19 protein-coding genes are annotated in these 19854 nt (G+C 48.3%); all 19 read left to right on the top strand.

Translation table 11 applies throughout. From position 1 onward, the window contains the following. The first annotated feature begins 1 nt into the window (after position 1). The 19 genes from opp4C (at position 2) to JOE49_RS05625 (ending at position 19852) form a co-directional block, all read left to right on the top strand. The gene (gene opp4C / locus JOE49_RS05715; protein ID WP_160788392.1) at positions 2–925 is read left to right on the top strand and encodes an oligopeptide ABC transporter permease; all 924 of its coding nucleotides are present in this window, start codon (positions 2–4) and stop codon (positions 923–925) included. A gap of 13 nt (positions 926–938) precedes the next feature. Further along, a complete protein-coding gene (locus JOE49_RS05710) occupies positions 939–1922 on the top strand; it encodes an ABC transporter ATP-binding protein (RefSeq protein ID WP_023991142.1) in 984 nt (327 codons plus the stop codon). Continuing rightward, a complete protein-coding gene (locus tag JOE49_RS05705) occupies positions 1919–2884 on the top strand; it encodes an ABC transporter ATP-binding protein (RefSeq protein WP_013312795.1) in 966 nt (321 codons plus the stop codon). The genes JOE49_RS05710 and JOE49_RS05705 overlap by 4 nt, the downstream gene beginning before the upstream one ends. 158 nt (positions 2885–3042) lie before the next feature. After that, positions 3043–3984, top strand: a complete 942-nt coding sequence (locus tag JOE49_RS05700) for a D-alanyl-D-alanine carboxypeptidase family protein (protein ID WP_160788391.1) — start codon at positions 3043–3045, stop codon at positions 3982–3984. A gap of 236 nt (positions 3985–4220) precedes the next feature. Continuing rightward, the gene (locus JOE49_RS05695) at positions 4221–5279 is read left to right on the top strand and encodes an LCP family protein (protein WP_160788390.1); all 1059 of its coding nucleotides are present in this window, start codon (positions 4221–4223) and stop codon (positions 5277–5279) included. Between the two features lie 45 nt (positions 5280–5324). After that, positions 5325–5753 (top strand): CBS domain-containing protein, encoded by a 429-nt coding sequence (locus JOE49_RS05690; protein WP_013312792.1) that lies wholly within the window; start codon positions 5325–5327, stop codon positions 5751–5753. 121 nt (positions 5754–5874) lie between these two features. Then, entirely contained in the window at positions 5875–6177 is a 303-nt protein-coding gene (locus JOE49_RS05685; RefSeq protein WP_013312791.1) for a MazG-like family protein, read from the top strand. 5 nt (positions 6178–6182) lie between these two features. Further along, complete coding sequence (locus JOE49_RS05680; protein ID WP_068939311.1) at positions 6183–7100, top strand: DUF2232 domain-containing protein; 918 nt, start codon at positions 6183–6185, stop codon at positions 7098–7100. An 11-nt stretch (positions 7101–7111) separates the two neighbouring features. Next, positions 7112–9100 carry a DHH family phosphoesterase gene (locus JOE49_RS05675; RefSeq protein WP_023991138.1) on the top strand — a complete coding sequence of 663 codons (1989 nt, stop codon included), beginning with the start codon at positions 7112–7114 and terminating at the stop codon, positions 9098–9100. After that, a complete protein-coding gene (rplI, locus tag JOE49_RS05670) occupies positions 9097–9540 on the top strand; it encodes a 50S ribosomal protein L9 (protein ID WP_023991137.1) in 444 nt (147 codons plus the stop codon). The genes JOE49_RS05675 and rplI overlap by 4 nt, the downstream gene beginning before the upstream one ends. A 2-nt stretch (positions 9541–9542) precedes the next feature. Next, the gene (dnaB, locus tag JOE49_RS05665) at positions 9543–10901 is read left to right on the top strand and encodes a replicative DNA helicase (protein WP_023991136.1); all 1359 of its coding nucleotides are present in this window, start codon (positions 9543–9545) and stop codon (positions 10899–10901) included. A gap of 377 nt (positions 10902–11278) precedes the next feature. After that, positions 11279–12565 carry an adenylosuccinate synthase gene (locus JOE49_RS05660; RefSeq protein WP_025723148.1) on the top strand — a complete coding sequence of 429 codons (1287 nt, stop codon included), beginning with the start codon at positions 11279–11281 and terminating at the stop codon, positions 12563–12565. A 203-nt stretch (positions 12566–12768) separates the two neighbouring features. Continuing rightward, positions 12769–13593, top strand: a complete 825-nt coding sequence (locus JOE49_RS05655; protein WP_023991134.1) for an ABC transporter permease — start codon at positions 12769–12771, stop codon at positions 13591–13593. A 53-nt stretch (positions 13594–13646) separates the two neighbouring features. Then, positions 13647–14678 (top strand): ABC transporter ATP-binding protein, encoded by a 1032-nt coding sequence (locus JOE49_RS05650; protein ID WP_034095133.1) that lies wholly within the window; start codon positions 13647–13649, stop codon positions 14676–14678. Between the two features lie 98 nt (positions 14679–14776). Next, a complete protein-coding gene (locus tag JOE49_RS05645) occupies positions 14777–15946 on the top strand; it encodes an extracellular solute-binding protein (protein ID WP_160788387.1) in 1170 nt (389 codons plus the stop codon). Between the two features lie 2 nt (positions 15947–15948). Next, positions 15949–16791 carry an ABC transporter permease gene (locus JOE49_RS05640; RefSeq protein ID WP_209940721.1) on the top strand — a complete coding sequence of 281 codons (843 nt, stop codon included), beginning with the start codon at positions 15949–15951 and terminating at the stop codon, positions 16789–16791. Between the two features lie 31 nt (positions 16792–16822). Then, entirely contained in the window at positions 16823–18337 is a 1515-nt protein-coding gene (locus tag JOE49_RS05635) for a hypothetical protein (protein ID WP_209940720.1), read from the top strand. After that, positions 18334–18801: a hypothetical protein gene (locus JOE49_RS05630; RefSeq protein WP_076295144.1), complete on the top strand. Its 468-nt coding sequence runs from the start codon at positions 18334–18336 to the stop codon at positions 18799–18801. The genes JOE49_RS05635 and JOE49_RS05630 overlap by 4 nt, the downstream gene beginning before the upstream one ends. Beyond that, positions 18794–19852: a CehA/McbA family metallohydrolase gene (locus JOE49_RS05625; RefSeq protein WP_209940719.1), complete on the top strand. Its 1059-nt coding sequence runs from the start codon at positions 18794–18796 to the stop codon at positions 19850–19852. The genes JOE49_RS05630 and JOE49_RS05625 overlap by 8 nt, the downstream gene beginning before the upstream one ends. Positions 19853–19854 lie beyond the last annotated feature (2 nt).

Raw genomic sequence — 19854 nt, 5'->3', positions numbered from 1 at the left:
ATTGTCCGCAGAAACAGTCACGATTGAAACGAATCAAAAGGCGGCGATCCGTCCTGAAGCGTCTCCATGGAGAATCGCCGTTCGCCGTTTTAACCAAAACCGTCTGGCTTTGGCTGGTCTCGTTATATTAATTCTGATGGTTGTCATTTGTAGTTTTGGACCGATGATTTCACCTTATCATTTAGATGATTACAAGCTAGCTGACAAAAATTTATCGCCTAATGCTAAGTACTGGCTTGGTACAGATAAGTTTGGTAGAGATATTTTGCTGCGTACAATGCTGGCCGGCCGTATTTCCTTGACGGTAGGGCTGGTCGCCACGTTTATTTCGGTCATGATCGGAGCGACGTTGGGTGCGCTAGCAGGGTTTTATCGTAAAGGCGTGGATACGGTTATTATGCGGATTGCCGATATTTTCATGGCACTCCCTACATTACCGCTGCTTATTATTTTAGGTGCTGTTCTGTCGGATTTGAAAGTCGATCCGTCGAATCGCATTTATTTTCTGATGCTCATTATCGGGGTCTTGAGCTGGACTAGCTTGTCCCGTCTGGTCAGGGGGCAGATTCTTACGCTGCGTGAACAGGAGTTCATGCAGGCGACGGAAGCGCTAGGCTTGAGAGACCGCCGCAAAATATTCCGACATTTGCTGCCGAACACGATTCCTACCATTATTGTTACGGCTACGCTTGGAGTGGCGGGTGCGATTATTACAGAATCTGCGCTCAGTTACTTGGGGATTGGCGTTGTGCCGCCCACACCTTCGTGGGGAAACATGATATCGGCTGCGAATAACCTAATTGACTTCCGCAAACGGCCTTGGATATGGGTTCCACCGGGAATGTGTATTCTCATTACAGTTGTAGCGATTAACCTGATTGGCGATGGTTTGCGTGACGCACTGGACCCTAAAATGAAAAAGTAGGAGACGAACGTTTATGGAAAATGCTTTGATTGAATTTCGTAACCTGAAAACCCACTTTCATACCTCTAACGGAACTGTCAAAGCGGTCAATGACGTCAGTTTTAAAATTCGTGAGGGTGAAACGCTCTGTGTGGTAGGAGAATCAGGCTGCGGTAAGAGTGTAACAGCGATGACGATGATGCGGTTGATTGATTCTCCCCACACCTCAGACGGACAAATCTGGTTTGAGGGCAAGGACCTCCTAAAACTCAATAAAGGTCAAATGCAGCAGATTCGCGGCAATGACATCTCGATTATTTTTCAGGAGCCCATGTCTTCTCTGAATCCCGTGCTTACGATTGGGGAACAGATCACGGAGCCGTTGCTGATGCACACATTAATGAGTAAAAAAGAAGCACATGCTCGGGCAATTGAGCTAATTAATTTGGTGGGGATTTCGCGGTCGGAAGAAATATTCCATTCCTATCCTCATGAATTGAGTGGCGGTATGCGCCAGCGGATCATGATTGCCATCGCATTAAGCTGTAATCCGAAGCTATTGATTGCGGATGAACCAACAACGGCACTGGATGTTACGATTCAAGCTCAGATTCTGGATTTAATGCGGGATTTGAAGGATAAGCTTAAAACGTCCATTATGCTCATCACGCACGACTTGGGCGTCGTGGCAGAAATGGCTGATTATGTAGTTGTTATGTACGCTGGAAACGTCATTGAAGAGGCGCCTGTCATTGAGCTGTTTAAAAATCCGCAACATCCATATACTCAAGGCTTATTAAAGGCGAAGCCCGTCATTAATCAGAAAATGGACCGACTCTATTCCATCCCAGGACAGGTTCCAAACCCAATTGAGCTGGGAGAAAATTGTCATTTTCATGATCGGTGCTCCCATTGTATGCAAATTTGCAAGGATCAGGCTCCTCCTTTGAATGAAAAGGAGAATGGTCATAAGGTTGCCTGCTGGCTATATGAGAAAGAAGGAGGGCAACGGATATGAGCGAGCCTTTGATTCAAGTGGAAGGGCTGAAAAAGTATTTCCCGATCACAGGCGGGATTTTTCAGCGTACTGTCGGACATGTGAAAGCAGTCGATGATGTATCCTTTAACATTCATAAGGGTGAATCCTTCGGTCTGGTAGGAGAATCGGGTTGTGGCAAAAGTACGATTGGACGCACGATTCTTAGATTGATGGATAAGACAGAGGGATCGGTACGATACAAAGGCGAAGACTTGCACGCGTTAAACAAAGAGCAGATTCGTGCGCTTCGTCCGAAGTTGCAAATCGTCTTTCAGGACCCTTTTAGCTCACTGAATCCGAGAATTAAGGTCGGTGAAGCCATTGGTGAGGCGTTGCTGGATCACGGGTTGATTGATCGTAGTGAGCTGCGGAAGAAGGTCAATGAAACGCTGAATATTTGTGGGCTGTCCTCTTATCATTATGATCGGTATCCGCATGAGTTCTCTGGCGGCCAGCGTCAGCGGATCGGGATTGCAAGGGCTTTGATTTTGAATCCTGATTTTATTGTGGCTGATGAGCCGGTATCTGCTCTAGATGTGTCTATTCAGGCCCAGATTATTAACTTGTTAAGTGATTTGCAGCAGGAACGCCAATTGACCTATCTGTTCATCTCGCATGATCTAAGTGTAGTCGAGCATCTGTGTAGCCGGATTGGTGTGATGTATCTGGGTTCAATGGTAGAGCTTTCCTCCAAGGAGGAACTGTTCAGTAATCCGCTTCATCCGTACACAAAGGCGCTACTATCGGCAGTACCGATTCCCGATCCCACGATCAAGAGACAACGGATTGTGTTGAAAGGAGACATCCCATCTCCGGCCAATCCGCCTTCAGGATGCAAGTTTCATACACGTTGTCCTATGGCAGAAGCACGTTGTAAAACAGAGATTCCGGTATACCGCGATGCGGGCGATCAGCATTTTGTAGCCTGTCACTTTGCCTAAAATATATAATTAGGAAGCAAAATATCCGTCATCCTGAAAGCAGAATTGACGGATATTTTGGCGTGGAATACAAAAGGTAAAAAAATTGTATCTTTTTTTCGAAAAATTGCAGACAAAATGGATTTTTCATCGTCTAATAAAGTATGGAGGTTATTACGATGATGAAAAAACATTGGTTACGTTGGGCTATTGTCGTCCCGGTACTTATTATATTGATTTTTATTACGCTTGGACCCCGCCTGTTGATCGGAAAGCCGAATGTGGATGCAGAGGCTGCGGTGCTGATGGACATGCATACTGGGGAATTACTGATGGATGTGAACGGCGATACGCCTATGCCTTCCGCAAATATGTCCAAGCTCATGACTGAGCTATTGGTGCTGGAGGATATTCGGGCCGGACGGTTAGGCTGGAATGATGAAGTGCGAATTAGCCGTTACGCGAGTACGGTGGGCGGTGTAAATCTCTCCCTCCGGTATGGTGAAAGGATGACCGTATCCGAATTGTTCCAGAGTATGGTTGTGTATTCAGCGAATGATGCCGCTGTCGCGTTAGCGGAGCGTTCAGCAGGGAATGAATCAGCTTTTGTGAAGCGTATGAATGGAAAAGCCGCCCAAATTGGGTTGTCATCCGATAGTCGTTTTAGCAATGCGTCTGGGGCAGGTCAGAGTGAACTGGGGCCGAATCACCCTGAGGATATTCAGGGAGAAACGAAAATGACAGCAAGCGACACGGCAAAGTTGGCCTCCTATTTGATTACGTCACACCCGGAGATTTTGAGAACGTCCAGTCGTACGCAAATGGAGTTGAAGGATAAAGGCATCTACATTAGTAATACGAACTGGATGCTGCCTTCCTTGGCTGGACCGTACTCTTACGCGGGAACGGACGGACTGAAAGCAGGGTACACAAGCGATGCTGGATACTGCTTCACGGGCACAGCTGAGCAGCATGGAAGACGGCTAGTTGCTGTGGTGTTGGGTGCACCGAGCAAGGAGGAGCGTTTTGAGCAGACACGGAGGTTGTTCGATTATGGTTTTGCCCTGTCGACTTCTTTCCCGGTGCGACTGCAAAATTTGGTGAAACTGGCCCCGCATTAAGGGGGAAAATGATTTTGAAAGCTACATAGGATACGAATACAAACATGAATTGGGGCTTTGACCGTGAGGTCGAAGCCTTTTTTGGCATGAATTTGAGAAGCTGACCACGCCATGATACTTTTGACAACAGGGTAGCAGACCTTTTATGCTTTGAGGGGAAGTTTTCGCTTCATGTGGGACCAATTCGGTTTAATGAAGAGATGGGATTTGTGACGGAAAGAAGGAAGGTACCTGTTATGGAGAGAAGACATAAGAGAAGGACCAGTGGAAAGCCCAAAAAGAAAAAGAGGTTTACCGCTCTATATATTTCATGTATTGTTTTATTTTTGATTGCAGTGGGAGGCTACCTATTCCGCAAACAGCTGACACTGGTGGCTTTTGATTGGTTTGTATCACCGACGTTGGAGAGCAAGCTGGAGAAATCCTATCAGCCGCGACAATCCGGTGAACAGCAGCAGCAAGAGACAGTAGCTTACCGTAAGGAGCCCTTTTCGGTGCTGTTACTGGGTACAGATGAAAGGCCAAATGAAAAGGCGCGTGGTCGTTCGGATACGGTTATGTATGCAGTAGTACGGCCCGCAGAATCGCGTCTGCTTTTGATTTCCATTCCAAGGGATACGTACGTACAGATTGTCGGACATGATCCGAATCGCGATGGCGAGGATGATTTTGATAAGTTGGGGCATGCTTATGCGTTCGGAGGCGCAGATATGTCCATGGCTACAGTAGAGAAGTTGATGGAGCATAAGGCCGATTATTATGCTACGATTAATTTCCAGGGTATTCAGGAGGCGGTGAACGCAGTGGGTGGAGTTGTGCTTCCCATCGACAAGCCCATTGAGAATAAGAATCCGCTGCATATCAAGTTCCGTATTGAGGCGGGCAAGCCGCTTTATAATGGTGAGGAAGCCATGTATTATGTTAGATATCGGGAAGATAGCGACTTCAACCGTACAAAACGGCAGCAAATTTTCTTGAACGCTATGGCCGATAAGCTGCTGAATATCAACGGAATTACCAAAATCCCGGAGCTGCTCGATATTATGGGAGCCAATTTCAAAACCGATATGGAACCTACTTTTATTACTGGGCTTGGCAAGCAGGCTATTTCGCAGGGGAATCCACAAATTTCAAGTTTTACGATTACGGGGGAAGGGTTCAAGAAGAAGGGCCTGTATTATGACCGGGCTAATGAACAGGAACTTGAATATGCCAGACTTATGATTGCGAACTGGCTAGATTCCGATACAACCCCGCAGACGCTGAGGCTTCCCGACAAGCAGGACATTCAGTGAATAATCAATTGATTTATATTTGATTTTGAGGGGGATTCGTTTCTCATGAACATCGCTTTTTTCTTGCTTCCCAAACAGGAAGTTGCTTGTGTAACGGCGGATGCTACTTTACGGCAAACGTTGGAACGGATGGAATATCACCGTTTTACAGCGGTTCCTATTTTGGATAAAGAAGGTAGATATACAGGTACAGTTACAGAAGGTGATCTGTTGTGGCATATGAAAGAGTCCGAGGGGAAAATCACCTTTGAAAACGCTTCTAAGTTTATGCTTAAGGACGTTCCGTTGCGGGTTACGATGAAGCCCGTATCCATTGACGCGAACATGGAGGATTTAATTAATTTGGCGAAGGTACAGAATTTTGTGCCCGTCGTAGATGATATGGAACGGTTTATTGGCATTGTACGTCGCAGCCAGATTATTGAGTATTGTGAAAAATTTGTGTCCAGGGAATCGCTTAATACTTCAAGCTAAAATAAGCAGCAAAGCTGGTCCGAAAATAACGATTTACCTTATGGGGTAACAGTTATTTTCAGAATAGGATATGCTATAATGGAGAATAAAGCTTTTTCAGAGGGGTGTGACTCTTCATCATATGCCTAAAGAAATGGATGTAGTTAAACGAGCCAAGGTTATTGAATGGCTTAAAACAGAGGTGCTTGACCAAGTCTCCCGTCTGTTTAAGGCGATGTGGGAAGGCAGTACAGCCCGCATTGGTGATTGTTTGGCGAGTTTGGTGATGAGCAGTTATATTTTGGGGAGGCGCCTTGGAGTGTCTTACCGTGAATTGGATGATCTACTCATCGACAAGCTAAGAAAGCACAGAAAAGAAGGACACCAGCTGGAGGATTGGTATCAGGACATTTCCGCACTGGAAGAACATATGCGTAAGAGGTGAAAACGTTGAAATTCCGCTTGGCAACTGTAGCATGGAGCGTCATTTATTTGCTTCTGCTGCTGACTCTATTGACACCATTAAGAATCATTACCGTATTTTTGCTGATTGTGCCTGGCGCTGTATTGTTTTCATCGCTGCCTTTCAAAGGATTTCTGGTCCACGTCATACCGGTGCTGTTAATTATAGCGCTACTCGATGTGTATTCGCTGCTCCCTGCGATTTATTTTCTGATTCCTTCAATAATGATGGGACGGATTTATAAAAAGGGAGGACCTGCTTTTCAGGCGTTGATGACCGGAATGGGCATTATTTTAGCCGAGTTGTTGGTTGTTCTGTTTATCGCTACGTATTCTTTTGGGTTTGATCTTTCGCAGTACCTTCGTGATCAGGCCGCGATATCGGCAAGTATAGTACAGCAGGTTTTGAGTGCTAATCCGATGTTTTCGAACATGAATTGGACAGCGGAGGATACGCAGAAACTCGGTACAATGCTGATTGGAAAAATTCCGTATGTGCTGATCATGACCTCGTTCATATTGGCGATGATTACGCATGCTTTGGCACGTCCGGCATTGAGCAGTCTCGACGTACCGGTACGCAAAATGAAGCCTGCTCGCGAGTGGAGGTTACCGCGCGCGCTGATCTGGTATTATCTGCTGGCAATTGTAATTGAATGGATAGCAGGGTCTTCCGATAGCAGCTGGATTCAAATGGTTTCCATTAGTATGCTACCGCTGATTCATGCATGTTTTATTATCCAGACGATTGGTTTTGTATACTTCTGGACGCATAGCCGTAAAATGAGCCCGGTGATTGCGTTGCTGCTGTCGCTCGTCGTTCTGGTGTTCCAGCCGCTCCGCATTATAGGTATTATTGATTTGGCCTTTCCGCTGCGTGAAGCTATTACAAGATCAAAGAAATAGGGTGAACAGTCATGCCTAAATTTCTACAAAAACGCTGGCACGGCTATCAGACGGTCTGGGCGTTTTTACTGCTGCTGGTGCTTGTCATATGTATTTCCATGTACAACTGGGAACTGGGTGTGATAGGACTGCTGCTGTCATTCTTGCTCGGCGGACTGATGCTGAAGACGGAATTGGATTTTCGTCGGGAACTGAATCAATATATCAGCGGTCTTTCCTTCCGGATCAAGCGGGTGGAAGGGGAAGCGATTAGTACATTGCCGTTCGGCATCATTTTATACAGTGAAAATCGAACGGTAGAATGGCACAATCGGTTTGCCGGGGAGATGTTCGAGGAGCAATCGCTGATTGGTGAGTCTCTTCAAGATTTGTTTCCTCAACTCGCAGGTGCTCTAAGCACCAAGAAGGAAACAAAGGAGCCTGCTCGTGAGCTGAAGGTGGAGCTACAGCATGATGAGCGTCATTATCAGTTTCTGATCGTGCCCGATGAGCGTCTGATATATTTGTATGAAGTAACGGAGTTGGCGGTGCTACGCAAGCAGTATGAAAACGAGCGGTTGGCGCTCGGTATCGTCATGCTCGATAATATGGACGAGGCTGCTCAGGGAATGGACGATCAGCAACGCACCGCGCTTATTGCAAAGGTGTCGAGCGAGATTACATCTTGGGCTAATCAGTACAATATTTATTTGCGTCGATTATCTTCTGAGCGTTATCTCATTATGCTAAATCATAAAGCGCTTCAGGAGCTGGAGCAAAGTCGATTCGTCATTCTGGATACCGTAAGGGAAATGACGGCGGATTTGAAAGTACCGATGACACTGAGTATTGGCTTGTCCTTCGGTGCAGAGAGCATCAAGGAGCTAGGCGAGCTGGCCCAATCCAGTCTAGATATGGCGCTTGGACGTGGGGGCGATCAGGCAGCAGTGAAGGCGGGACAGCGCCTGTCCTTTTATGGAGGCAAGTCCAATGCTGTCGAGAAGCGTACCAGGGTGCGTGCCCGAGTCATTGCACATGCGCTGCGTGACCTGATGCAGGAGAGCGACCGCGTCCTGATCATGGGACACAAAATACCGGACATGGATGCATTGGGAGCGGCCATCGGTGTGTGGAAGGCTGCGGCACTTTACAATGTAGAGGCACATATCGTACTGGATAAATCCAATCCGTCTATCGACCGAATGATGGAGCAGGTAAACAAGGATGAGAAGTTATCGCAAGCGCTCATGACGCCAGAGCAGTCGCTCCAGCTGATGACTGAGCACAGTCTGCTGGTCGTGGTGGACACGCATAAGGCCTCAATGACGATTGAGCCGCGTCTGGTGCAAACGGCCAGCCGGGTGGTGGTTGTCGACCATCATCGTCGGGGCGAGGAATTTATTAACGATTCGGTTCTGATCTACTTGGAGCCATATGCGTCATCGGCCTGTGAGCTGGTGACCGAGCTGCTGCAATATATCCATGAGAAGGTCCAACTGACACCGCTGGAGGCAACATCACTGCTGGCGGGGATTACGGTGGATACCAAGCATTTTTCCCTGCATACAGGCTCGCGTACATTCGAGGCAGCCGGCTTTTTACGGCGTAGTGGGGCAGATACAGTAATGATCCAGCGCATGTTAAAAGAGGACCTGGATGAATATATTGCTAAGGCGGAAATTATTAAGCATGCTAAAATGATATATGGGCATATCGCAATTGCGGTAACTGAGCCCGGACAGAAAATACCGCAGCTCCTGATTGCTCAGGTGGCGGATTCATTACTCAATATGACGGATGTACTGGCCTCCTTTGTGGTCAGTGAACGTCCTGACGGCCTGGTGGGGATCAGCGCCCGTTCACTCGGACGCATGAACGTACAGGTCGTCATGGAACGGCTAGGCGGCGGAGGACATCTGACGAATGCGGCGGTTCAGCTGGATTGCCCGCTGGAGGAAGCTAAGCGCAGAGTGGTCGACGTGCTGGCCGAAATTGATGGGGAAGAGGGGTTATTTGAATGAAAGTGATATTCATTAAAGATATGAAGGGCCAAGGCAAGAAGGGGCAGATTAAGGAAGTGTCGGACGGTTATGCAGCGAATTTCCTGTTGCCGCGTGGTGTTGCCCGTCCAGCGACAGAAGGAAATATGAAGACGCTGGAAAATCAGAATGCTGCTGAGGAAAAGCGCAAGCAAGAGGAAAAGGAAGAGGCTCAAGCGCTCGGCAAAAAGCTGGAAGAGACAACGATTCAGCTCAAGGCGAAGGCTGGTGAAGGTGGACGGCTGTTCGGCGCGATTACAAGCAAGCAAATCGCGGAGGCAGTAGCTAAAACTGGCATCAAGCTGGACAAACGCAAAATTGAGCTGGAAGAACCGATTCGTACGTTGGGCGTGACTCAAATGACCGTTAAGCTTCATCCTGAGGTCAAAGCTACGCTGAAAGTACAGGTGACTGAAGAATAATTATGGGCGGCGAATTTTTTGATCGGATTCCTCCGCAAAATCTGGAGGCTGAACAGGCGGTTATCGGGTCTATTTTGCTCCAGTCTGAAGCACTGATTACCGCAATGGAGCGGGTGCAAACCGAGGACTTTTATGATAAGGCTCATCAGATGATTTACGAAGCAATGATTGAGCTGGGTGAATCCGGACAGCCGATTGACTTGGTTACGCTGACCTCGAAAATTCAGGACAAGGGACAGCTAGAGGATATCGGCGGTGTCAGTTATCTGGCGAAGCTGGCTCACGGGGTGCCAACAGCGGCTAACGTGGATTACTATGCCCAGATCATTGAAGAAAAAGCGATGCTTCGTCGCTTGATTCGTGCAGCTACACAGATTGTGAGCGAAGGCTATAGCAGTGGCGAGGATGTCGCTGGTATGCTGAGCGATGCTGAGCGCAAGATTATGGAGATATCCAACGGGCGCTCAGGTAGTGGCTTTATTGCCATCCGCGATGTCGTGATGGAAGTGTTTGACCGCGTTGAATTGCTGCATCAGAACAAGGGCAATACGACCGGGATTCCGTCCGGGTTTGTTGATTTGGACAAGATGACGGCGGGTTTCCAGCGCAATGACTTGATCATTGTGGCCGCCCGTCCATCCGTAGGTAAAACAGCGTTCGCTCTGAATATTGCGCAAAACGTTGCAGTTCGGGCAAAAGAGACAGTAGCCATCTTCAGTCTGGAGATGTCGGCCGCTCAGCTCGTGCAGCGGATGATTTGCGCCGAGGCCAATCTGGACGCGAACGTCATGCGGACAGGTGAATTTAAAGGCGACGACGATTGGGCGAAGCTGACGATGGGCATTGCAGCCTTGTCAGAGGCGGAAATCTATATCGATGATACGCCCGGCATCACTGTAGCTGATATCCGTGCCAAGTGCCGCCGTCTCAAGACGGAAAAGGGACTGGGCATGATCGTAATCGACTACTTGCAGCTTATTCACGGACGAGGCAAAGCAGGCGAGAACCGGCAACAGGAGGTATCCGAAATTTCACGGACATTGAAGCAAATCGCCCGTGAGCTTGAAGTGCCTGTAATTGCCCTTTCCCAGCTGAGTCGGGGTGTGGAGCAGCGTCAAGACAAGCGGCCGATGATGAGTGACTTGCGGGAATCAGGTTCTATCGAGCAGGATGCTGATATCGTGGCGTTTCTGTACCGGGATGATTACTATAATCAGGAAACAGAAAAGAAGAATATTATTGAGATTATCATTGCCAAGCAGCGTAACGGCCCGGTCGGTACGGTAGAATTGGTCTTTCTCAAAAATTATAATAAATTCGCTAATTACGAGCGTGCCCATTCGGATGCGTTCGCCGGATAACATATTAGTATCATTAGAAAAGGCTCTTTCGACGCGGATTTCGCGATCTCGAAAGGGTCCTTTTTTATAGGGTTCACGTATTTTCATATAAGGAATGAAACTCTCAATTACGAACAATACTATTTTCATGTAATATAATGTTCGCTTTTTATTTGACTTTAAAAAATGGTGCTGTTACACTTATAGTGCTGCTTCAACGCAGTGGGGAGAACATTACGCCCGGGGCTTTCCGAACCTACGGAATGTCTGCGACGGACGTTTTTTCCTGCTGTCCGAGAACGCTCCATATCTGCTCGCTCAGGCGGTTGAAGTCGGATATGCGTAGTGTGTCAGCTCAAAATCAGAGTGTCTGTGGGCACTCCACGGAGGAATGAAACATGTCAACTGTAGTCGTTGTGGGAACACAATGGGGAGACGAAGGCAAAGGTAAAATCACGGACTATCTGGCGGAAAGCGCTGAAGTGGTAGCCCGTTACCAAGGCGGAAACAATGCTGGTCATACGATTCTCATTGACGGTAAAAAGTACAAGCTGAGCCTGATTCCATCCGGCGTTTTTTATGAAGATAAAAAGTGTGTTATTGGCAACGGCATGGTAGTAAATCCAGCCGCTCTTATTGAAGAAATTACTTACATTCATGATAATGGCTTTTCCACAAAAAATCTGGTCATTAGTGACCGTGCACATGTGATTATGCCGTACCATATGACGCTGGATGTGCTGGAAGAAGACCGCAAAGGTCCTAACAAAATTGGTACTACCCGTAAAGGGATCGGCCCTGCTTATATGGATAAAGCTGCACGTAACGGTATTCGTATTGCTGATTTGCTGGATGCAGAGGAATTCGAAAAGAAGCTGCGCCATCAAACGAAAGAAAAAAATCAAGTGATTGAACAAGTATACGGCGGCGAGCCGCTGGACGTAGAAGAAATACTGAAACAGTATCTGGAGTATGCTGAATTTATCCGTCCTTATGTAGGAGATACGTCTGTCGTGTTGAATGATGCGATTGACGCAAATCAAAAGGTACTGTTCGAGGGTGCGCAAGGCGTTATGCTCGATATCGACCAAGGTACGTATCCGTACGTTACATCCTCCAACCCGTCGGCTGGCGGCGTATGTATTGGTTCCGGTGTGGGACCGTCCAAGATTCAACAAGTCATCGGTGTAGCTAAATCGTACACAACTCGTGTAGGTGATGGACCCTTCCCAACTGAGCTGAACGATGAAGTCGGCGATTACATTCGTGAAACAGGTCATGAGTACGGTACGGTTACAGGTCGTGCTCGTCGTGTTGGCTGGTTTGACAGCGTCGTTGTGCGTCATGCCCGTCGTGTCAGTGGGTTAACGGGTCTTTCCCTGAACTCACTGGACGTATTGACTGGCCTGAAAACGGTGAAAATTTGCACAGGTTACAAGTACCGCGGCGAGGTGATTACGCATTATCCGGCTAGCCTGAAAATGCTAGCGGAATGCGAAGCGGTATATGAAGAAATGCCAGGTTGGAGCGAAGACATCACTGGCGTGAAAACGCTGGAGGAACTGCCTGAGACTACACGCAATTACGTACAACGCGTGTCTGATCTGACAGGTATCCCAATTGCTATTTTCTCGGTTGGGCGTAATCGCGATCAAACAAATCAGGTGCTTCCGATTTATTTGTAGGACAAGAATGATATAGCTATTGATACATGTTCAAAGAGAGAGGCTGTTAGCAGCCTCTCTCTTTTTTTATTCTGTGAAGTGTTAAATGGTTCCTCCCCCTTTACATAATCTTATCTTCCTTGTCGATTTGTGATAACAAACCCTCTCTATAATCCAAATAGAAAAGAGATTCGGACGTCTAGACGTCTTGAGAGGGATGAATTATGAACTGGTATCTTCGCTCACTCGGCACACGCAAAATTGTGGAATTCATCGTGCTTGTCATTTTCGTCATTTTTTTCCTGGGACCTCTGACCAACCTTCTCCTTTTGGCGGTTTCGGGAAAATGGCAGTATCCTGCACCGCTCCCGCAGAGCTTGTCACTGGAATGGTGGAAGTTTGTACTTACCCAGGATGATGTACTCAGCTCGATTTCCCTATCCTTCCTGATTGCGATTACCGTTACGGTCTGCTCCATTATCGTATGTATTCCTGCTGCTTATGCCTTTGCACGAATTTCTTTCCCGCTCAGTAAGTGGTTTCTTTTCTCATTCCTGCTTACGCATGCTTTTCCGAAAATGGGTTTGTATGTGTCCATTGCCGTACTATTCTACCAATTCGGGTTGATGAACACCTTTGCAGGTATTGTGCTTATCCATATGGTAAACACGCTCATGTATATGACCTGGATTCCTTCCTCTGCCTTCCGCAGCGTACATCGTGCACAGGAGGAGTCAGCGCGGGATGCCGGAGCCGGGCCATTTCGGGTGTTTTGGAAAATCACCTTTCCTATGGCGTTGCCCGGCATTGTGGTCGCCTCCATCTTTACCTTTCTTGCTTCACTAGATGAAGCACAGGGGACACTCCTTGTCGGAACACCGGACTATAAAACAATGCCAGTCATCATGTATTCCATCATTGCTGATTATCCGAGCACAACGGGCGCTGTTTTCTCTGTCATTCTTACCCTGCCAACGATCATTCTGCTATTGGCAGCCAAGCGTTTTGTAAGTGCGGATGTACTGGCAGGCGGATTTCAGGTGAAATAACGTAATTGGTCAAAAGAGGAGTTTGCAAAATCCTGAAAAAGGAGCCTAAGCTAATGCCCATTCAATTATCCATTCAAGAGTTAACCAAGCGCTTCAAGACAGGAGACGGAGTCAAAGGCATTTCACTTGACGTGATGAAGGGAGAGCTGGTGACACTGCTGGGACCTTCCGGCTGTGGTAAAACAACCGTGCTTCGCTCCATTGGCGGCTTTTTGGACCCGGACAGTGGCGACATTCAGATTCAGGGTAAAAGCGTACTCAAGCTGCCGCCCGAAAAGCGTCCGACGGCTATGGTGTTCCAAAGTTATAATTTGTGGCCGCATATGACCGTGTATGACAACCTGGCTTTCGGGTTGAAGATTCGAAAGGTGAAGAAGACAGAAATTGACCGTCAGGTGAAGGAAGCGCTAGCGCTGGTTCGGCTAGAGAGCGCAGAGCGTAAAACGCCGGGACAGCTCTCGGGCGGTCAGCAGCAGCGGGTAGCACTCGCTCGGGCTTTGCTGCTAAAGCCTGATGTATTGCTGCTGGACGAGCCTTTTTCCGCGCTTGATGCCAAATTGCGCATGGAGATGAGAGAGGAGCTGCGCGATATCCAGACCCAGACAGGGATGACGATGGTGTTCGTCACCCATGATCAGGAGGAGGCGCTGTCCATTTCCGACCGAATCGTCGTTATGAATGCGGGCCGAATTGAGCAGCTCTCTTCACCGCAGGAGATTTATGACAAGCCACAGTCACTTTTTGTAGCGGGTTTTATTGGCCGTATTAATTTATTAAAGGGGGTGAGCACAGGTCGCAGTGTCTCTGTGAGCGGAATACCGTTTGCACAAGAGCATGAATACACAGGTGAATCCATGGTTGGTGTAAGACCAGAGGATATTGTTCTGACGACGGAAGAAAATGGCTCTCTAGCCGGAACGATCAGACAAGTGATGATTCTCGGGCATTATGCGGAAGTTTCGCTGGATAGCGGTACCCATCATCTGAAAATGTTTGTGCCGCGTGAACGAGCGGCCGAGCTGCGCAGTGGAGAGCACATCAGCTTCAGCTTCAGTAAAATTGTTACTTTTCCATCAGCACAGTGAAGATTCACGATCAACCTCTATATCGCATCAATGTCCATCACGAACGCATCATCTGGTGATGCTGCGAACTTGTGCAACTATCTAAAGGAGGCAACAACGTGTTTGGGAAAAAGAATATGGGTCTGGTTTTGGCAGGGGTACTTAGTTTATCGTTGTTGGCTGGCTGTGGAAACGGCGGTAATGCCGCCACGGCTACAGGGGAAGCCAAGTCTACAGAAGCGGGAGCCGCTACGGGAACGACGGAAATTTCCTTGTACACTGGAGGGTCACTGAACGTCAAAGAGCTGTGGGAAACGTTAATCAAGGACTTTGAAGCTAAAAATGATCACGTTAAGGTCAAACTGGTGTATTTGCCAGCAGGGACCGGAGGCGCATCTACACTGGATCGTCTGATCGCAGCCAAGAAAAGCGGACAAACCGATACTGATATCGACCTGTACGAAGGCAGTCTGGATGACATCACCAAAGGGGTAGGCGAGAAACTGTGGGAAACGGTGGATGCTGCCAAGGTTCCAAATTTGAAGAATGTTGATGAAACATATCTCAAGCAAGTCAACAATCAGGCCATTCCATACCGTGCCTCTTCGGTTGTCCTTGCCTATAACAGTGCAAAAGTAGCGACACCTCCGAAAACAGCCGACGAGCTGTACACGTGGATTCGCCAGCATCCGGGCAAGTTTGCCTATAATGATCCGTCCACAGGTGGATCAGGCAGCTCGTTTGTGAACACGGTTATCTATAATTTCCTTCCGCCAGAGGCGATGAACAGTGATGATCCGGCAAATATGAAGAAATGGGATCAAGGCTTCTCACTGCTCAAGGAACTGGGCCCTTCAATGTACCAAAAAGGAGTCTATCCTAAGAAGAACCAAGGTACGCTTGATATTTTGGCAAGTGGAGAGGTAGACATGGTTCCAGCCTGGTCTGATATGGCGCTCGAACAACTGGCTAAAGGGCTGCTTCCAGACACAGTGAAGCTGACACAGGTCGACCCTGCTTTTACAGGTGGACCCTCTTATCTGATGGTTCCTTCGCTTTCCTCCAAAAAAGAAGCAACTCAGGAATTCTTGAATTATATACTGACGCCCGAAGCGCAAACGGTGGTTATTAATAAAATGTACGGCTATCCGGGGATTAAGTGGAATCTGATGCCAACGGAGCTGCAAGAGAAATTTAACAGTGTATCTTCTGGATACCGCAGCTTTAACAGCGGAGAGCTTCAGCAGGAAATCTACAAACGCTGGCAAAGTGAAGTAGCGGGCGGTTGATCATGAGTTCATTGTCCAAAAGGGGGATGCTGGGGCTTGCCCTGGTCATCCCGTCTTTTCTCATTTTGCTGGTCGTCGTTATTATTCCGATTCTCTATGCCGTGAAGGAAAGCTTGATTGATCAATATGGAACGGGCTACGGACTGGCCAACTATATTCGGTTGTTCACGGAACCTGCCATGCGTACAAATATCATGTATACCATTAATGTCACGTTAGCCTCGACGGCCCTTACTCTGGTCATCAGCTATGCTTTGGCGGTTTATCTGAGATTCGGTAAAGGGGTTGTCGTGAAGTGGATAGGTCGGTTGTATTTTATTCCGATGTTTGTTCCCGGTGTAATTGCAACGTATGCGATCATTACCATGTATGGTAATCACGGTTGGGCTGCACGTCTTTTGCTGCCGCTTGGCATTGAGACGATTCCGAGGATTATTTATGACTACAAAGGGCTGGTGCTGGCTAATTTGTGGTTCAACATTCCGTTCGCAACCATGCTGCTCAGCTCGGCACTTGCCAGCATTCCAAACGCTGTCGTCGAAAGTGCCAGAGATGCCGGAGCCAGCACGATGCAGCTGTTTGGGCGCTTTATTTTACCCCTTTCCTACAAAACGATGTGGGTTGCGGTGACCTTCATTTTTATGGGAATCATGGGCAGCTTTACGGCTCCTTTCCTGATCGGTGCCAACTCGCCACAAGTGCTGGGTGTTGCGATGCAGCAGGTGTTTTCCAGCTATCAGGAGACGCATACGGCCAGCGCAATGGCAGTGTTTATGTTTTTACTGTGTTCTTTTATGGGCTACTTTTATATTCGGACAATGGTGAAGGATGCGGATGCCAGCTAGACCGCCGTTATACACTAAGGAGGTTACAGGGATGAACAGCCAAGCAGAGGTGCAAATTACCGGGTTTAGTGGGCGAGCGTGGGAAAAGGATCTGCTGGATTGTGGTTATCGGATTGCCTTACACAAGGCGGAGGTTGAGCTCAGTCCGGGAAACGGATTTCGGTTTAGGTTCTCCATGCCAGAAGACGGATACGCGGAGCTTGATCTGTTCGCCAGATCAGACAGTGACTGGGCTGCGACAGATCGAGAATCTGCCTTCGTACGTCTCTACCTGAATGAAGCCTATAATCAAGATGTCATTTTGTACTATGGTAGCAGTCAGGGAGTGTACACCCGTTTGTTGGGATATCTAAAAGAAGGCGATTATGAGGTCTATGCCGAATTCCGCGAACTGGAATCGGCTCCGCTTGTATCTCGAGCATGGATCGACGGGGTTGAACTGCGCTGCGTGGCTGATTCCTCTCCAAGATCGCTGATTTATCGCCATACCCCGCTTTTATATGGCCGTAATCTGTCACATCCTTATGAGAATCGCTTTACGGATACACCGCTTGTTTTGTTCTATTCCATAGAAGTGAACGAGGGGAAGACGGTCATCGAATACCAGATGATGTTCAGCCATGAAGATGAGGGAACGCCCGCGCCGCTGCTTATGAGCAAATGGGGAAGAACCACCGATATCGAATGGATGTACCGCGTAGAGCTAGATGCAGAGGACAATGTTCTGGAAGCTGTTTTCCAGGGGGCACATCATATTACGACTGCGTTTAATGGGAATTATGATCTGGGCGGGCATCCTGTTCTCCAATCCGCAACAACCAACGGAAACTTTAAGGATGACATTTCATCGGACTATCGTTTTATGCTGCCGCCTGCTTTCCATTGGAAACCAGAGGAAGAGCCGCGTGAGGCTGTCATGAGCCGTTTTCCTTTTGCCTATCAGGTCACTGGGTGGGAGATGGAACGTCAGCAGGAGCTGGAAATGCCATCACAAGCGTCTTCCATTACACTTGCACACCAGCGTAGCTATGTGTTTATCCAGACTTCAAAACGTCCCTTGCGGGATTCAGGCAGAGAATTGTCTCCAGGGTTCAAGCCTGGCTTCAATCGGCGCGAGGAAGATGCCTGTGTCGATGTCCAGCTTCGCCTTCACGGCTCGGAGCAGTGGTATTCGTCCTGCCATCATGATCTGAGACTCGGGGAATTTAGAGCCGCTTATGAGGGTGCAGAGTCACATTTTTCTACCACGGTCAAGCTGTCTGGAGAAGCTGTGCTTGAGGATATAGCTGAAATCAGAGCCGTATTGCTGGAAGGCGGTGCGGACAGCATGGAAGTGGTCGGACTGTGTGCTTTTACGTTAAACGAAGATAATCTCCCGCAGTTTCCAGGTATTCGTACAGACCGGGTGATTGAGCTGACGCGGCTTCAACCCGTGGGTGTTTTGTGGGCGGCAGACAAAGACATGTCGGGTGATGAAGAACATACTGTGAATGATATGGTGAAACATGTTGTGGATGAACCGTCTAGCCAGGATGGGGAGTCATGAGCAGACTACTGTATGTGGAAGGAACGGTCGACAGAACCTGCACCCAGAGCCATATTACGTACTCTTTTCATATTCCACAGCCGACTGAAACGATCCGTATTCACTTCTCTTACACGCCCAAGTTATTGGAGGATCAAGAGCAAGCACGAGAAATCATTGAGGAAAGCATGAGCAAATACGGATACGACGAGCCGGGGCATTCATCCGATCTATGGAAGAAGTATATACCGCTGCAAAATTTATTAACGCTGTCTGTCGATGATCCTCTCCGTCACCGCGGAAATGCGCACCGTCCCGAGATGCAGCAGGAGCATTGGCTCGGTTCGTCTGCGGCTTCCCCGGGATTCCTTGCAGGAGATCATCCGCCAGGCATGTGGCGGATTACGGTCAGTCTGCATGCCGTTGTGACCGAGACGCTTGCCTACCAAATTCATGTATTGGGGGAGGAAGCAGCATATGCTTAAATGGATTCCGGCTGAGCTTCACACCCATACGCTTCACAGCGACGGCAAGCAAACACTGGAGGAGCTTGTTCAAAGCGCAGTGGATTTGGGACTTGAATGCATCGCTATGACGGATCACAACACGCAATCGGCACTTGCGGATCAGGAACGGGTTCAGCGGCAGTTCGGTCTCCCGATCATTTCAGGGATGGAGTGGACGACCTTTTACGGGCACATGCTGACGCTTGGGGTTGACCGCTTTATCGACTGGCGTGTGCTGGGACCAGATGACATCCATGAGGGGATTCGGCAGGTGCATGAGCAGGGAGGCATTGCAGGGATTGCCCATCCGTTCAGGATTGGAAGTCCGATCTGTACGGGGTGCTTTTGGGAGTACACGATTCAGGATTGGCATGAGGTGGATTATATAGAAGTCTGGTCAACGCTTATGCCATCTATTAAGCGGGATAGCCAGCGGGCGTTTGCCATGTGGACCGATTTGTTGAATCAGGGGTATCGCATCACTGCGGTAAGCGGTCGGGACTGGCATGTATCTAAACCAGATGATGCGCTTCCGGCTGTTACGTATCTGGGTGTTCATGATGAAGCAGAAGAGCGAGAAGGTTTAGCAGGCCGGGCAGTTGAGGCGATTCGCCACGGTTCAGTGTCAGTTACGATGGGACCGTTACTGACGATGTGGGCACAGATTAAGGGCAGAGAAAATCGTTATCACATCGGCGAATGTATAGAGCTGACTGTAGAGGATTCACTATCGGTGACGGTTCAATTGGATGTGGAAGCAAGAGCATCCCATTATAACCTCAAGCCTCAGAATCTTCGTCTTCTGCTGACAAGTAGTCATGGAATATGCTCCGAGATTCAGATCCCTGCTCAAACAGGAGAATATACGCTGTCATTGCAAGATCCGCTAGGAAAGGGCTGGATAAGAGCCGAGCTTTACGGCTGCATGGAAGACTGCGTGATGATGATTGCTTTTACGAATCCGATTTATATGGCTTACACAATAGAAAGGCTGGGCTTCGGACGGTGTCAACAAAACAAGAGAACATAAAG

The sequence above is a fragment of the Paenibacillus sp. PvR133 genome (assembly GCF_017833155.1).
Classification (GTDB): Bacteria; Bacillota; Bacilli; order Paenibacillales; family Paenibacillaceae; genus Paenibacillus; species Paenibacillus polymyxa_B.
This window is presented reverse-complemented; position numbering and strand designations above follow the sequence as displayed.

What these genes read in the sequence shown, in the direction of transcription:
- JOE49_RS05710 (WP_023991142.1), top strand. Translation starts at nt 939, where the DNA reads ATGGAAAATGCTTTGATTGAATTTCGTAACCTGAAAACCCACTTTCAT.
- JOE49_RS05705 (WP_013312795.1), top strand. Translation starts at nt 1,919, where the DNA reads ATGAGCGAGCCTTTGATTCAAGTGGAAGGGCTGAAAAAGTATTTCCCG.
- JOE49_RS05700 (WP_160788391.1), top strand. Translation starts at nt 3,043, where the DNA reads ATGATGAAAAAACATTGGTTACGTTGGGCTATTGTCGTCCCGGTACTT.
- JOE49_RS05695 (WP_160788390.1), top strand. Translation starts at nt 4,221, where the DNA reads ATGGAGAGAAGACATAAGAGAAGGACCAGTGGAAAGCCCAAAAAGAAA.
- JOE49_RS05690 (WP_013312792.1), top strand. Translation starts at nt 5,325, where the DNA reads ATGAACATCGCTTTTTTCTTGCTTCCCAAACAGGAAGTTGCTTGTGTA.
- JOE49_RS05685 (WP_013312791.1), top strand. Translation starts at nt 5,875, where the DNA reads ATGCCTAAAGAAATGGATGTAGTTAAACGAGCCAAGGTTATTGAATGG.
- JOE49_RS05675 (WP_023991138.1), top strand. Translation starts at nt 7,112, where the DNA reads ATGCCTAAATTTCTACAAAAACGCTGGCACGGCTATCAGACGGTCTGG.
- rplI (WP_023991137.1), top strand. Translation starts at nt 9,097, where the DNA reads ATGAAAGTGATATTCATTAAAGATATGAAGGGCCAAGGCAAGAAGGGG.
- dnaB (WP_023991136.1), top strand. Translation starts at nt 9,543, where the DNA reads ATGGGCGGCGAATTTTTTGATCGGATTCCTCCGCAAAATCTGGAGGCT.
- JOE49_RS05660 (WP_025723148.1), top strand. Translation starts at nt 11,279, where the DNA reads ATGTCAACTGTAGTCGTTGTGGGAACACAATGGGGAGACGAAGGCAAA.
- JOE49_RS05655 (WP_023991134.1), top strand. Translation starts at nt 12,769, where the DNA reads ATGAACTGGTATCTTCGCTCACTCGGCACACGCAAAATTGTGGAATTC.
- JOE49_RS05650 (WP_034095133.1), top strand. Translation starts at nt 13,647, where the DNA reads ATGCCCATTCAATTATCCATTCAAGAGTTAACCAAGCGCTTCAAGACA.
- JOE49_RS05640 (WP_209940721.1), top strand. Translation starts at nt 15,949, where the DNA reads ATGAGTTCATTGTCCAAAAGGGGGATGCTGGGGCTTGCCCTGGTCATC.
- JOE49_RS05635 (WP_209940720.1), top strand. Translation starts at nt 16,823, where the DNA reads ATGAACAGCCAAGCAGAGGTGCAAATTACCGGGTTTAGTGGGCGAGCG.
- JOE49_RS05630 (WP_076295144.1), top strand. Translation starts at nt 18,334, where the DNA reads ATGAGCAGACTACTGTATGTGGAAGGAACGGTCGACAGAACCTGCACC.
- JOE49_RS05625 (WP_209940719.1), top strand. Translation starts at nt 18,794, where the DNA reads ATGCTTAAATGGATTCCGGCTGAGCTTCACACCCATACGCTTCACAGC.